Annotated in this window: 13 protein-coding genes; 9 read left to right on the plus strand and 4 right to left on the minus strand. The window is 46.4% G+C overall.

Going from position 1 to position 13,197, the window contains the following annotated elements:
- Positions 1–108 precede the first annotated feature (108 nt).
- Together OO774_RS24015 and OO774_RS20725 are read right to left on the minus strand one after the other, a co-directional pair.
- Positions 109–684: a DapH/DapD/GlmU-related protein gene (locus OO774_RS24015; protein ID WP_269469172.1), complete on the minus strand. Its 576-nt coding sequence runs from the start codon at positions 682–684 to the stop codon at positions 109–111.
- Between the two features lie 212 nt (positions 685–896).
- Entirely contained in the window at positions 897–1,097 is a 201-nt protein-coding gene (locus OO774_RS20725; protein ID WP_264906376.1) for a hypothetical protein, read from the minus strand.
- Between the two features lie 137 nt (positions 1,098–1,234).
- On the opposite strand from OO774_RS20725, the gene OO774_RS20730 reads away from it, so the two are divergent.
- The gene (locus OO774_RS20730) at positions 1,235–1,651 is read left to right on the plus strand and encodes a substrate binding domain-containing protein (protein WP_264906378.1); all 417 of its coding nucleotides are present in this window, start codon (positions 1,235–1,237) and stop codon (positions 1,649–1,651) included.
- A 133-nt stretch (positions 1,652–1,784) separates the two neighbouring features.
- Positions 1,785–2,156 (plus strand): DOPA 4,5-dioxygenase family protein, encoded by a 372-nt coding sequence (locus OO774_RS20735; RefSeq protein WP_264906379.1) that lies wholly within the window; start codon positions 1,785–1,787, stop codon positions 2,154–2,156.
- Between the two features lie 432 nt (positions 2,157–2,588).
- Here the strand turns inward: OO774_RS20735 and OO774_RS20740 are convergent, their stop codons facing one another.
- Both OO774_RS20740 and OO774_RS20745 read right to left on the minus strand, forming a co-directional pair.
- Positions 2,589–3,515 (minus strand): FAD-binding protein, encoded by a 927-nt coding sequence (locus OO774_RS20740; RefSeq protein WP_264906381.1) that lies wholly within the window; start codon positions 3,513–3,515, stop codon positions 2,589–2,591.
- The gene (locus OO774_RS20745; RefSeq protein WP_264906382.1) at positions 3,515–4,264 is read right to left on the minus strand and encodes an electron transfer flavoprotein subunit beta/FixA family protein; all 750 of its coding nucleotides are present in this window, start codon (positions 4,262–4,264) and stop codon (positions 3,515–3,517) included. Before OO774_RS20745 ends, OO774_RS20740 begins: the two co-directional genes overlap by 1 nt.
- Before the next feature lie 159 nt (positions 4,265–4,423).
- Here OO774_RS20745 and OO774_RS20750 point away from each other — a divergent pair, with 159 nt between their 5' ends.
- The 7 genes from OO774_RS20750 (at position 4,424) to OO774_RS20780 (ending at position 13,194) form a co-directional block, all read left to right on the plus strand.
- Entirely contained in the window at positions 4,424–6,061 is a 1,638-nt protein-coding gene (locus OO774_RS20750) for an electron transfer flavoprotein-ubiquinone oxidoreductase (protein WP_264908676.1), read from the plus strand.
- 242 nt (positions 6,062–6,303) lie between these two features.
- Positions 6,304–7,104, plus strand: coding sequence for an ABC transporter ATP-binding protein (locus tag OO774_RS20755; RefSeq protein WP_264906383.1), 801 nt, complete (start codon positions 6,304–6,306; stop codon positions 7,102–7,104).
- A complete protein-coding gene (locus tag OO774_RS20760; protein ID WP_264906384.1) occupies positions 7,104–9,056 on the plus strand; it encodes a long-chain fatty acid--CoA ligase in 1,953 nt (650 codons plus the stop codon). Before OO774_RS20755 ends, OO774_RS20760 begins: the two co-directional genes overlap by 1 nt.
- Positions 9,056–9,949 (plus strand): branched-chain amino acid ABC transporter permease, encoded by an 894-nt coding sequence (locus tag OO774_RS20765; protein ID WP_264906385.1) that lies wholly within the window; start codon positions 9,056–9,058, stop codon positions 9,947–9,949. Before OO774_RS20760 ends, OO774_RS20765 begins: the two co-directional genes overlap by 1 nt.
- A gap of 11 nt (positions 9,950–9,960) precedes the next feature.
- Entirely contained in the window at positions 9,961–11,028 is a 1,068-nt protein-coding gene (locus tag OO774_RS20770) for a branched-chain amino acid ABC transporter permease (RefSeq protein WP_014233946.1), read from the plus strand.
- Between the two features lie 45 nt (positions 11,029–11,073).
- Complete coding sequence (locus OO774_RS20775) at positions 11,074–12,318, plus strand: ABC transporter substrate-binding protein (protein ID WP_264906387.1); 1,245 nt, start codon at positions 11,074–11,076, stop codon at positions 12,316–12,318.
- Between the two features lie 54 nt (positions 12,319–12,372).
- Positions 12,373–13,194, plus strand: coding sequence for an ABC transporter ATP-binding protein (locus OO774_RS20780; protein WP_264906388.1), 822 nt, complete (start codon positions 12,373–12,375; stop codon positions 13,192–13,194).
- The last annotated feature ends 3 nt before the right edge of the window (positions 13,195–13,197 follow it).

Raw genomic sequence — 13,197 nt, forward strand, 5'->3', positions numbered from 1 at the left:
TGAAATGAGTGAAAGCGCTTAGGCTCAGACCGAAGTCAGTTGTTTTATTGGGTATTAATGAGATTTTAAAAGAGCCCTATTTGGGCTCCTTGTATTGCTTGATGGGTATTATTCCTCAAGCTCGATATTTTTGATGAATTTAGCTGGTACACCGCCAACGACAGTGTTTGGCTCAACGTCTTTACTTACCACAGCGCCTGCAGCAACAACGGCGCCATCACCAATGGTGACACCTTGCAGTATGGTTGCGTTGGCCCCAATCCAGACGTCATTACCGATAACAATCGGCGCAGGAATGGTTGTTCCGCGTTTACGGGGATCTAAATCGTGGTTGAGCGTGGCTAAAACCACGTTATGACCGATCAGTGCGCCATCACCTAGGGTAATGCCTCCGTGATCCTGAAAACAGCAACCTGAATTAATAAACACATTTTTACCGATAGTGATGTTTCTGCCGCAGTCAGTGTTAAACGGAGGAAACATCATAAAGCTATCGGCAATAGGTTTACCTGTCAGTACAGACATGACCTCTCTAATCTCTTCTGAAGAGTGATAGCTACTATTGAGCTTTGAGGTGATTTTAAGAGCCTGTTGTGCGAGTTCATAACATTGTAGGTGGATATCAGAGCCGCCTTCAATCACTCCGCCTTGACGCATATAGTCCAAGCATTCTTCTAACGTCATGCATACTTCCTGTTGTTTTGTCGTTGTTTATTTATGATTATCACGTTGAGTCTATGGATCAAGCACTAAATAGGCATTGTTGATGTGACCCGATGAGTTGCTATTCTGAAGATCACATTGGAGTAGAGAGTAATAAACAAAAAAGTGGCTTGCTGCCAAAGAACGGAAACAAGCCCCAAAACTAAAGTAAGAAAAGTAATAGTAGAATTAGATTAACGGTAGCTGTATAAGTACTCGGCAATCATTTGTGCATTCGCGGGTACCGCTGTCTCATACCCATAGTATTGACCGTATTTAGGACGAAGCTCCTCGGTCGCTTTGCGAGCAATTTCTCCATACCACGCCGGCAGCATTACGGTATGAGCGTTAATCTTATCCATCTCAACACCAAAGCCAAATGGCACTTCCTGCATGGCTTTTGCTACCGCAGTTTCTAGATCGGTAATAAAAGTAAGGTGAAAATTGAAATCATCGTGTGAGCCAACGTTACCGTGTCCACCGTTGAAGTGATCCCACTTTGATTAGTCGACCGCTTGCGTTGTGTCGTTCGGTGCTAAGTGCCGCACCGAGTTATCTTAAAGAAAATGGTTATCCCAACTCTCTTGAAGACTTACAGAGCCATAACTGTATTACTCATATTGCTGGTGTTTTCCGCCATTATCGTTTTACACGAAATGATGAGATAGTTGAGTATCAAGTAGCGGGTAACTTACAAACGAATGAAACTGAGGTATTACGTCGGGCGGTTATTTCAGGAACGGGTATTGGCATGTTACCCACGTATTATGTGGGTGATGATTTGAGAGATGGGAAGCTAATAAGTATTCTTCCTCAAGAGGAGCCTGAAGTTCTAGGTATACATGCCGTTTATTTATCGCGTCAATTCCAACCCGTTAGTTTGAGATTATTGGTTGATTTTTTAGTCGAGCGTTTTGGTGGCGATATTCCACCTGGGAAAGCAGCTTAACCGTTAATAAGTAACGTGAGTCTAAATGATAACGATAAACTTCATCTATGGAGGCGGTTAAGATAGTCTACACTGTCAGACAGTTAAGTTAATATTTATAAGTCCTTAACTAAAAAGGATATGGAAGTAAAACATGAACGAAATTAAACGACCTGTAAACTCTCATCGGGCTTATCATGCCCATGTCTATTTTGATCACCAAACTTTGGCGTTTGCGACAGGGCTATGCCGAGAAGCCGAAGAAAGGTTTCGCGTAAAAATGGGCCGAGTCCATGAAAAACTGGTTGGTCCGCACCCGAAATGGAGTTGCCAGCTCAAGTTCACGTCTAAGGATTTCGATGAGCTCATTCCATGGTTAGACGAAAACCGTGATGGATTGTCAATTTTAGTTCATGCACTTTCAGGTGATGAATGGGAAGATCATACTCTGTATGCGTATTGGCTTGGAGAAAGTCATGCGTTGGATTTGTCTGTTTTCGAAGGGACATCAGAAAGAGAAGATTGATAGTGCCTATAACCAGCCGAATTGATGTCTAGGAGTCGCACTTGCGGCTCCTTTCGGCTTTGTTGCTTAATTCAGAGATAAGACATACTTACGCCATTGTGCTTAATTCTTAAACAATATACTGAGTTTCAGGCATACCTAGCCTCGTAAGTTTGTTCAGCGCTTTGTTGTACTGTTTCCAGTTGTTTGTTTTGTAACGAGGTTTAGGCATGAGACTACGACGATTGATGGGTGTAGCCGATCAGATCGTAGCTTCTTGATTTAGTTCCATCGATTTAAGCAACAAAGTCTTGAAGAGTCACAAAATTGCAGTAAGCCTTTTGAGCCTAAAACTCAGAACGTAAGTGGTGGGTTCTAGTTTAGGCGCGTGGCTTTAATATAAAAGGATCAAAAAGGGCGAGCATCAACATACTCGCCCCCAGTTCCAGACACTTACAGTTGCTCAGCGAGCTGTGGCAGTATCTCAAACAGATCGCCGACTAGCCCGTAATCAGCAACTTCAAAGATAGGGGAGTCTGGATCTTTGTTGATCGCAACAATGACTTTAGACTCTTTCATACCGGCAAGGTGCTGGATTGCGCCGGAGATCCCAACCGCAATATAAAGCTTAGGTGCGACAATTTTACCGGTTTGACCAACTTGTAAGTCATTCGCGACAAAACCAGCATCGACGGCAGCGCGAGACGCCCCAATCGCTGCGCCAAGTTTGTCGGCGACTTTTTCGATAAGCTCGAAGTTTTCTTTGCTACCCACACCACGACCACCAGAAATCACGATTTCAGCGGCAGTGAGTTCAGGTCGTTCTGAAACGGTCTTGTCGATTGCTACCAATTCAACAACTGGAGATTGAACGGTGGTTTGCTGATGTTCAATGTCAACTTGGCTATTGCAGGCAACTGGGTCAAAGGCCGAAGCACGCACGGTGACTACACGCAACGGGTCGTTTGAAGTTACTTTAGCGAAGGCGTTACCAGCATAAATTGGGCGGATAAATGTTTTGTCATCCACCACTTGAACGATATCTGAGATTTGCCCAACTCCGCATTTCGCTGCGATGCGTGGCGCAAGATCTTTGCCTTTTGATGAAGAGTTTGCCCAGATGCCGTCAAATCCGTCGGCAATCCCTGACACAATTGGCGCAATATTTTCAGCGAACTGGTGCATCAGTGATTCGTCGTCAATGCAAATCACTTTAGCGATACCATCGACACGACTTGCCTGTTGGGCGACGTCTTCACACTGATAACCAACCACAAGTAACGTATTGTCCTGGCTCACCTGACTCGCAGCATTCACCACTTTTAGCGTATCAGCATGCAGCTGTTGGTTGTCATGTTCTGCAATAATTAGATTCTTCATCAAATCACCTTTGCTTCATTACGTAGCTTATCAATAAGTTCAGAGACAGACTCTACTTTGATGCCTGCTTTTCGCTGCGCTGGTGGCGTGACTTCGGAGATGGTCTGGCTAAATACAATCTCAACGCCCAGGCTCTCGGGAGTGATCGTATCTAGCGGTTTGCGTTTGGCTTTCATGATGTTTGGCAAAGACGCAAAGCGAGGCTCATTTAAGCGTAAATCAGTGCTGATCACCGCTGGCAAGCTCATTGCTACCGTCATCAAACCACCGTCGACTTCTCTTACTACCTGAACTTTTTGATTCTCAACCTTCACTTCTGAAGCGAAGGTCGCCTGAGGCCAGTCAAGCAGAGCTGCCAGCATTTGGGCAACTTGGTTGTTGTCGGAGTCGATGGACTGTTTACCGGTGATCACCAACTGAGCTTGCTCTTGCTCAACGATCGCTTTTAGAAGTTTCGATACGACCAGCGGCTCAATCTTGTCTGCAGTTTCAATATGAATAGCTCGATCTGCGCCTAGCGCTAGGGCTGTACGCAATTGTTCCTGACACTGCGTGCCACCAGCACTCACAACGATGACTTCTTCTGCAATCCCTTGTTCTTTAAGTCGCACTGCTTCTTCAACGGCGATTTCACAGAAAGGGTTGATAGTCATCTTGACGTTATTGGTTTCTACATCGCTGTTGTCCGACTTAACACGGACCTTAATGTAAGGATCAATGACCCTTTTAATTGGCACTAGTATTTTCACGTTAGATTCCTTTTTACGGTGAAGACTATGTGTTTACAGTGAAGACGATGTGATGACGTCTTTAAATTGATGTTAATTTACCTTTACGTTTGCGTCAACTTTAAATATATTGTTGTTTAACAAGTTGGCAACATGCAAAAAGAAGAAGGGAATACAACCATGGAAAGAGACTGCATGGAGTTTGATGTTCTGATTGTTGGCGCAGGGCCTGCGGGTTTGTCTGCTGCCTGCCGAATTAAACAGTTGGCAATGGAAAAAAACCAAGAAATCTCAGTTTGTGTTGTCGAGAAAGGTTCAGAAGTCGGTGCGCACATTCTCTCTGGCGCGGTGTTTGAAACGCGCAGTCTGGAGGAGCTGTTTCCTGATTGGGAGGCAATGGGTGCCCCACTGAATACCAAAGTAAATCAGGATAAAACCTACTATCTGAGTAATGAACTCAATGGTCATGAGCTGCCAATGTGGGCGGTGCCAAATACGTTACACAACGAAGGTAACTACATAATAAGCTTAGGTAACTTATGTCGCTGGATGGCGAATGAGGCGGAAAACTTAGGTGTGGAAATTTACCCAGGTTTCAGTGCCAGTCAGGCTATCTTTGATGAGAATAACTGCGTATGCGGAGTCGTTACCGGAGACATGGGGTTAGATAAAAACGGTGAACAGAAAGCCAATTTTGAGCCGGGTATTGAGCTTCGCGCTAAGTTTACTTTATTTGCCGAAGGTGCACGCGGACATATCGGTAAACAACTGATTAACAAATTTAATCTGGCTGATGATAAAACGCCTCAGCACTATGCGATTGGCTTTAAAGAGCTATGGGAAATCCCAGCCGAACAGCATCAACAAGGGTTAGTTGTGCATGGGTTAGGCTGGCCACTTGCGAGTGAGGCAACAGGGGGAAGCTACCTCTATCATCTGGAAGGTAACCAAGTCGCGGTTGGTCTGATCGTCGACCTCAATTATGCGAACCCTCATCTCAGCCCGTTTGACGAATTCCAGCGGTTCAAACATCACCCTATGATTGAACAGTACCTTAAAAATGGTAAGCGCATCAGCTATGGCGCGAGAGCGATCGCTAAAGGTGGGTTCCACTCCCTGCCGACGCAAGAATTTGCCGGTGGCTTACTGATTGGCTGCGATGCTGGAACGCTCAACGGTGCCAAAATCAAAGGCACACACACCGCTATGAAATCCGGTATGATCGCCGCTGAAGCGGTATTCGAAGCAATTTCAAATCAGTCAGTTATTGCTGACTATCATAAACACTTCAAACAATCTTGGTTGTATGAAGAGCTGTATCAGGCACGTAACTTTTCAAGCGGTATCCATCGCTTTGGCTCTTGGTTAGGGGGCAGTCTAGCCATGCTGGAACACAATGTGTTAAAAGGCAAAGCGAAGTGGAATGTACGTTGTGACAGTGCCGATCATCAGTCGTTACTTTTGGCAGAAAAGAGCCATCAGATTTCCTATCCAAAACCGGATGGTGTCTTGAGTTTCGATCGGCTTTCTTCGGTCTATTTATCCAATATCTTCCATGAAGAAGACCAGCCATGTCACCTACGACTTGCTAGTCAGCGAATTCCAATTGAACAGAACCTAGAGCTCTATGCCGAACCTGCGCAACGCTATTGCCCCGCTGGTGTGTATGAACTCATTCAAGGTGAAGAGCAGACCGAATTACAAATAAATGCGGCGAACTGTATTCACTGTAAAACCTGCGATATCAAAGACCCAAGTCAAAACATTACCTGGACACCACCAGAGGGTGGTGGTGGACCCAATTATCCGAATATGTAAACGTCCGATAATGAAATTCTGTTAACAATTTATTTACCTAAAGTTTGCGTTGGTTCAAATCTTAATCGATGAACTGGATTGCAACTTCAACTTCTAGGCACTATTCTGACTTTACATTGACGTTTACGTAAACTGAATAAAGGAATTGATGCATAGGTGTGAGTAGTTGCCAGTATCAACGTCAGGCTTGATAGCTAAATAGTGCTTCACGGAACGCACTCAAAAAGAAAGGGAGATCAACTATGGTATCGGAAACACCTCTTTTGCAGGTAAACGATATTTCATTGGCCTTTGGGGGGGTTAAAGCTTTAACCGATGTGAGCTTCCATGTGAACGAAAAGGAAATCTTTTCAATCATTGGTCCCAATGGTGCCGGAAAAACATCCATGCTCAACTGTATTTCCGGTCGCTACACGCCGAATAAAGGATCGGTGGTGTTTGCCGGAAATGACGTCACCAAGCGTACACCGAGTCAACGAGCAGAGTTAGGTCTGGGTAGAACGTTCCAGAACCTGGCGCTTTTTTCTCATATGTCTGTACTCGACAACATTATGGTTGGCCGCCACCACCTGCTGAAAAACAACTTTGTGACAGGTCCGCTTTACTGGTTCTCTAACGCACAAAAAGAAGAGATGGCACACCGCAAGTACGTAGAAGACGTCATCGACTTTTTAGAAATCCAACACATCCGTAAAGCCACCGCTGGCACGCTTTCTTACGGTTTGCGTAAGCGTGTTGAGCTTGCTCGCGCCATTGCTCTCAAACCGAAACTTCTCCTTCTTGATGAACCGATGGCCGGCATGAACTTGGAAGAAAAGGAAGACATGGCACGTTACATCATGGACCTCAACGAAGAACTGGACATCACCATCATCATGATCGAACACGATATGGGCGTCGTGATGGACATCTCTAACCGAGTGCTAGTTTTGGACTTTGGTAAGCACATCGCGATGGGTGAGCCAGAAGAAGTGATGGCGAATCCACACGTGAAACAAGCCTACTTAGGTGAAGACCTTCCGACATTAGAGGAGAGTGCATAATGGCACAGCAACATAATGATTGGGCAGATATAACCAGCTTAGATACCTTTCCAAAAGTGTTGCAGCACAACGCCAAGCACTGGCCAGAGCAAGTCGCAATGCGGGAAAAGGAGTTTGGTATCTGGCGAGAATTTACTTGGCAGGACTATGAAAACCGAGTCAAGTGGATGGCGCTTGCACTGCAAGATTTAGGTGTTGGTGAGCAAGACGTTGTGGGGCTTTTAGGCGACAACCGACCTGAATGGGTGTGGGGCGAACTGGCCGCGCACGCGATCAAAGGTTACTCACTGGGCATCTATCAGGATTCTATGCATGAGGAAGTGGCGTACTTAATTAACTATGCCAAAGCGAAAGTGGTGATTGCAGAAGATGAAGAGCAATGTGACAAGTTGCTTGAGTTGGGTAATGAGATCCCAAGCGTTGAGTTCATCATTTACTGTGATCCGCGCGGAATGCGCAAGTACGATGACCCAAGACTTATTGATGTAGAGAAAGTGTACAAAAAAGGTCAGCTGATAGACAAAGCCGATCCAGACAAATATCTGAATATGGTAGCGGCAACCAAAGGCAGCGATCTTTCGATTCTTTGTACCACTTCGGGTACGACTTCTAAACCGAAGCTTGCCCAGCTTCATAGCGGCACGTTTTTGGATCACTGTGCGGCATATCTGCGTGCCGACCCACGTTCTCCAGGTGATAACTACGTTTCGGTACTGCCTCTGCCTTGGATCATGGAGCAGGTATATGTGGTGGGTCAGGCGTTGATTTCCCGTCAAATCGTCAACTTTGTCGAAGAGCAGGAAACCATGATGGCGGACTTACGCGAGATTGGCCCGAACTTCGTTTTATTGGCTCCGCGTGTATGGGAAAACATTGTTGCAGACGTGTCTGCTCGCATGATGGACTCCACACCATTTAAACAGAAGATGTACAAACTCGGCATGAGCTTAGCGAACAAAGCGCTGGATCAAGGCAAACGTTCGAAGTTGGCGGAATGGATTCTTCTACGCGCTCTGCGTGACCGTTTGGGGTTCTCGAATCTGACTTCTGCGGCAACAGGCGGTGCGGCAATGGGCCCAGATACTTTCCGTTACTTGCAAGCGATTGGTGTGCCACTTAAGCAGCTTTATGGTCAGACCGAAATGTGTGGTGCGTACACCGTGCACAAAGCGGACGACGTGGACTATGACTCAGTCGGTGTGGCGTTTGATAATGCGGAAGTGAAAGTTATTAACCCCGACAGCAATGGGGTGGGTGAAATCATTGCCAAAAGTACCGGCATGTTTACCGGTTACCTCAATAACCAATCGGCTTACGATGAAGATGTGCAAGATGGCTGGATGCACACTGGCGATGCGGGCTACTTTAAAGAATCTGGCCACTTAGTGGTGATTGACCGTCTGAAAGATATGTCGGAAACCAGCCATGGCGACCGTTACTCTCCGCAGTTTATTGAAAACAAGCTCAAGTTCTCACCATTTATCGCAGAAGCGGTTGTGGTGGGTAAAGACAGACCTTGGCTCTCTGCAATTATCTGTATTCGCTACGCGATCGTCGCCAAATGGGCAGAGCAAAAGGGGATTGCGTTCACCAACTACACCAACCTTTCTGCGCAACCTGAGGTGTATAAAGCGATTCGCGAAGAAGTGCTCAAAGTGAACGAATCTCTACCAGATGCACAGAAAATCAGCAAATTCATTCTTCTTTATAAAGAGTTGGATGCCGATGACGGCGAGTTAACTCGCACACGTAAAGTTCGTCGGGGTGTCGTTGCGGAGAAATACGGTGACATCATTGAAACCATTTATAGCGCTGCACCTAAAGTCGATGTCGATACGGTGATCACTTATCAGGATGGGACTAAGACACGCATTCAAACGTCGCTGGTGATTGAAACGCTTATTCAACATGAGCTCACACTGGTGGATAGCGAACAACGGAGGATCGCATAGTGAATACGGATTTATTACTGCAACTCGTCATTAATGGCGTGATCGTCGGCATGTTGTATGGCGTGGTCGCCATGTGCTTCGTATTGATTTACAAATCGACTCAGGTGGTGAACTTCGCCCAGGGTGAATTTCTACTGATTGGCGCATGGGTATGCTGGGCGGCGCTGGTGCACCTCCAGTTACCGTTTTTCATCGGCTTCTTGCTGACCCTCGCCTTTATGATGGTGTTTGGTATCGCTGTCCAAACCATCGTGCTCAGACCCTTAATTGGTGAGCCTATCATCTCGGTCATTATGGTGACCATCGGTCTGTCGATGTTCTTCCAGGCTCTGATGAAATGGATATTTGGCGTATCAGCGGTATCGTACCCACAAGTATTCGAAACAAACGTGGTGAATATCGGTGGTTTGAACGTTGAGTTTGCTTACATCCTCAGCTTGATCTTCTCAATGATCATCATGGGTGCATTCTACTGGTTCTTCAAATTCAGCAAAATGGGTTTGGCGATGCGAGCGACGGCGTTTAACCAGCAAGTAGCCCAGAGTCTTGGCATTTCGATTAAGAAAGTGTTCGCGATCAGTTGGGCTATTTCGGCCATGGTATCCGCGACAGCAGGGATTGTTATCGGCATCGTTAACGGCGTATCTGACGCGCTATCCATCATCGGTATTAAAGTGTTCCCAGCGGTTATTTTGGGTGGTCTGGACTCAGTTGTTGGCGCGATTGTCGGCGGCATCACGATTGGGATTCTGGAGAACCTGGCTGAGTTCTTCGACAGCCAATACCTGCAAGTGGGTAACCTGTATAACATCGCACCTTTCTATGTGTTGTTAATCATTCTTGCCTTCAAGCCATATGGCCTGTTTGGTACCAAAGATATTGAGCGTATTTAAGGAGAAATAACATGGCTCAACTTAGCATGCGCCCATGTGGGGATTTTCGAACCACATACAAAAGTGATACGCCGATTTTTGAAACCAAAACCATTAGAAGACTAGCAATAGCGGGTGTTATCGCGATGCTGGCAGCGCCGCTGGTTCTGGATATCTACTTCCTCAACCTGTTTATTCAGATTGCATATCTTGGTATTGCAGCACTAGGTCTGAACATTCTGGTTGGTTTTACCGGGCAAATTTCATTAGGTCACGGTGCGTTCTTTGGCTTTGGCGCATTTGCATCGGCCTGGCTGAACAACCAATACAACATTCCTGTGGTGCTTGCCATTCCGCTCGCGGGTTACCTGACTATGATTGTCGGGATGATCTTTGGTCTGCCAGCGGCGCGCATCAAAGGGTTGTACCTTGCTATCGCAACTTTAGCCGCGCAGTTCATTCTAGAAGATTTCTTTGCGCGCGCTGAGTGGTTCAGTGGTGGTTCATACGGGGCAAGCGCAAACCCAATCAATCTGTTTGGTTTTGAATTTTCGACCGATGAAAGCTTCTTCTATGTTGCACTGTTTGCATTGATCTTTATGTACATGTGGGCATCGAACCTCATCCGTTCACGTGATGGACGTGCGTTTGTCTCAGTACGAGATCACTACTTATCCGCAGAAATCATGGGCATCAACCTGACCAAATATCGTCTGCTCTCATTTGGTGTCTGCGCGTTCTACGCAGGCATCGGCGGGGCATTGTACGGACACTACTTGGGATTCGTTTCAGCAGAAGGCTTTACCATCATGATGTCTATCCAGTTCCTGGCGATGATCATCATCGGTGGTCTTGGGTCAGTAAAAGGCACCTTAATGGGCACGATATTTATCGTATTGCTGCCTGAAGTTTTAGAGTTTGGCGTGACGGGGCTGGCTGCGTTTAGCGATAACACTTCGTTTATTGATGGGCTAGCTTACTTCAAAGAGATGGCCATCGGTCTGGTCATCATGCTGTTCCTCATTTTCGAACCTCAGGGGTTGTCACACCGCTGGCAGCAGATTCGAGCATATTGGAAACATTATCCGTTCTCTTATTAACGTGTACTTAATTGGAATATACCTCAATAACAAGGACAACGAGTTATGAACAAAGGACATTTAGCGACAACGTTGGTGCTATCTTCAGCACTGTTTACTACCGCATCTTGGGCAAAAGATTCCGTATTTGTCGGACATCTTGTCGACTTCTCTGGACCTACTGCTTATGTGAGTAAGCCATATGGTTCAGGTGTGCGCGATGCACTGCAGTGGATTAACCAAAATGGCGGCATCAACGGTACCGAATTAGAGTTTGAAACGGTTGATATGGCGTACAAGGTGCCAGTTGCAATTTCGAACTACAAACGTTGGGTTGCGCGTAAGAACATGGTGGCGCTGCAAGGTTGGGGTACGGCGGATACCGAAGCGTTAATCTCTTTTGTCACCAAAGACAAAGTACCAGTATTTTCGGCTTCTTACTCGGGCCACTTAACTGATCCAACAGGTAAAAACCCGAAAACTGCCAAGCCTGCTCCCTACAACTTCTTCTATGGCGCTTCTTACTCAGATGCCTGTCGTGCATTGGTGAAATGGGCGAAGGAAGACTGGGAATCGAAGGGCAATACCACCGCGCCTAAATTTACTCACATCGGTGATAACCACCCGTTCCCGAATGCGCCCAAAGAGGCGTGTGCAGAGTACGCCACAGAGCTGGGCTTTGAAGTGCAGAACCCAGTGGTTGTGTCACTTAAACCGGGTGATTTCAAAGCGCAATGTCTGTCACTTAAAGAGTCTGGTACCAACTACGGTTACATCGCTAACTTAGGTGGTTCGGTTATTTCTCTGGTGAAGTCGTGTAACACGGTCGGTACTGATTTCCAGTACATGGCGAATATCTGGGGTGGTGATAAACCGGTTATTGAAGCGGCGGGTGACGGTCTAAAAGACTACGTTTTCCCGGGTATGACCGCATTCTGGGGTGATGATACAGAAGGAATGAAACTGGTTGAAGAAATTTCTAAGGTCTCTGAGTCTGAGCCGGGCGAGTTCCGAACTCACCATTACATCCGTGGCGTGTGTTCTGCGTTCTACATGAAAGAAGCGATGGAATGGGCGAAAGATAATGGCGGTATTACTGGTGATAACATCAAAAAAGGCATGTACGTACACAAAAACTGGGTACCGAACGGGCTAGAGGGTGTGTGTATTCCTGCTAACTGGCAACCAGAAGACCATCGCGGCACAACAACTGTAAACGTGTTTATGGGTAATAACCAAGGCGGCAAGGTCGACATTAAGAAAGTGTCTCAGGTTACATTGTCACGTCGTGATGATTGGCTAGGTTACTAATTACAAGAAAGGAACAGGTGAGAGGTAACTCTCACCTGCACAAGGAGTGGCTTGATGAGTGAATTAGCAACGAATATCGAACCAGCAGAAATTCTGCTCTCGGTGAACAATATCGAAGTGGTCTATGACGAAGTAATCCTGGTACTGCGTGGTGTGAGCCTTGAAGTGCCAAAAGGTCAGATCGTGACGCTATTAGGGGCCAACGGTGCAGGTAAATCGACCACACTAAAAGCGATTTCTGGCTTGTTAAAAACGGAAGATGGTGAAGTGACCCGCGGTGAAATCAACTTCATGGGCGAGCGCATTGACAACCAGAGCCCAGAAGAAATTGTCCGTTCAGGGATCTTTCAGGTGATGGAAGGACGTCGAATTGTCGAAGACATGACAGTGATTGAGAACCTTCGTCTAGGCGCATTTACCCGCAACGACAACGAGGTCGAGAAAGACATCGAAATGGTATTCGACTACTTCCCTCGACTGAAAGAGCGCACTGGCCTTGCTGGTTATTTGTCTGGCGGTGAGCAGCAAATGCTCGCAATTGGCCGCGCACTTATGGCTCGGCCGAAAATGATCTTACTGGATGAACCTTCTATGGGGCTGTCTCCGTTGTTGGTGAAAGAAGTGTTCAGCATCATCAAGAAGATTAATAAAGATCAGGGCATCACCATGTTGCTGGTGGAGCAGAACGCGAACTTTGCCCTTCATGCAGCCGATTACGGTTACATCATGGAATCAGGCAAAATTGTGCTCGATGGCACTAAGCATGAGCTGCTCAACAATGAAGATGTGAAAGAGTTCTACCTTGGTGGTGGCGATGAAGAGCGCAAAAGCTTTAAGAACTTAAAATCTTACAAACGTCGTAAGCGTTGGTTATAAGGA

It is taken from the genome of Vibrio sp. STUT-A11 (assembly GCF_026000435.1).
In the GTDB taxonomy this organism is placed as follows: domain Bacteria; phylum Pseudomonadota; class Gammaproteobacteria; order Enterobacterales; family Vibrionaceae; genus Vibrio.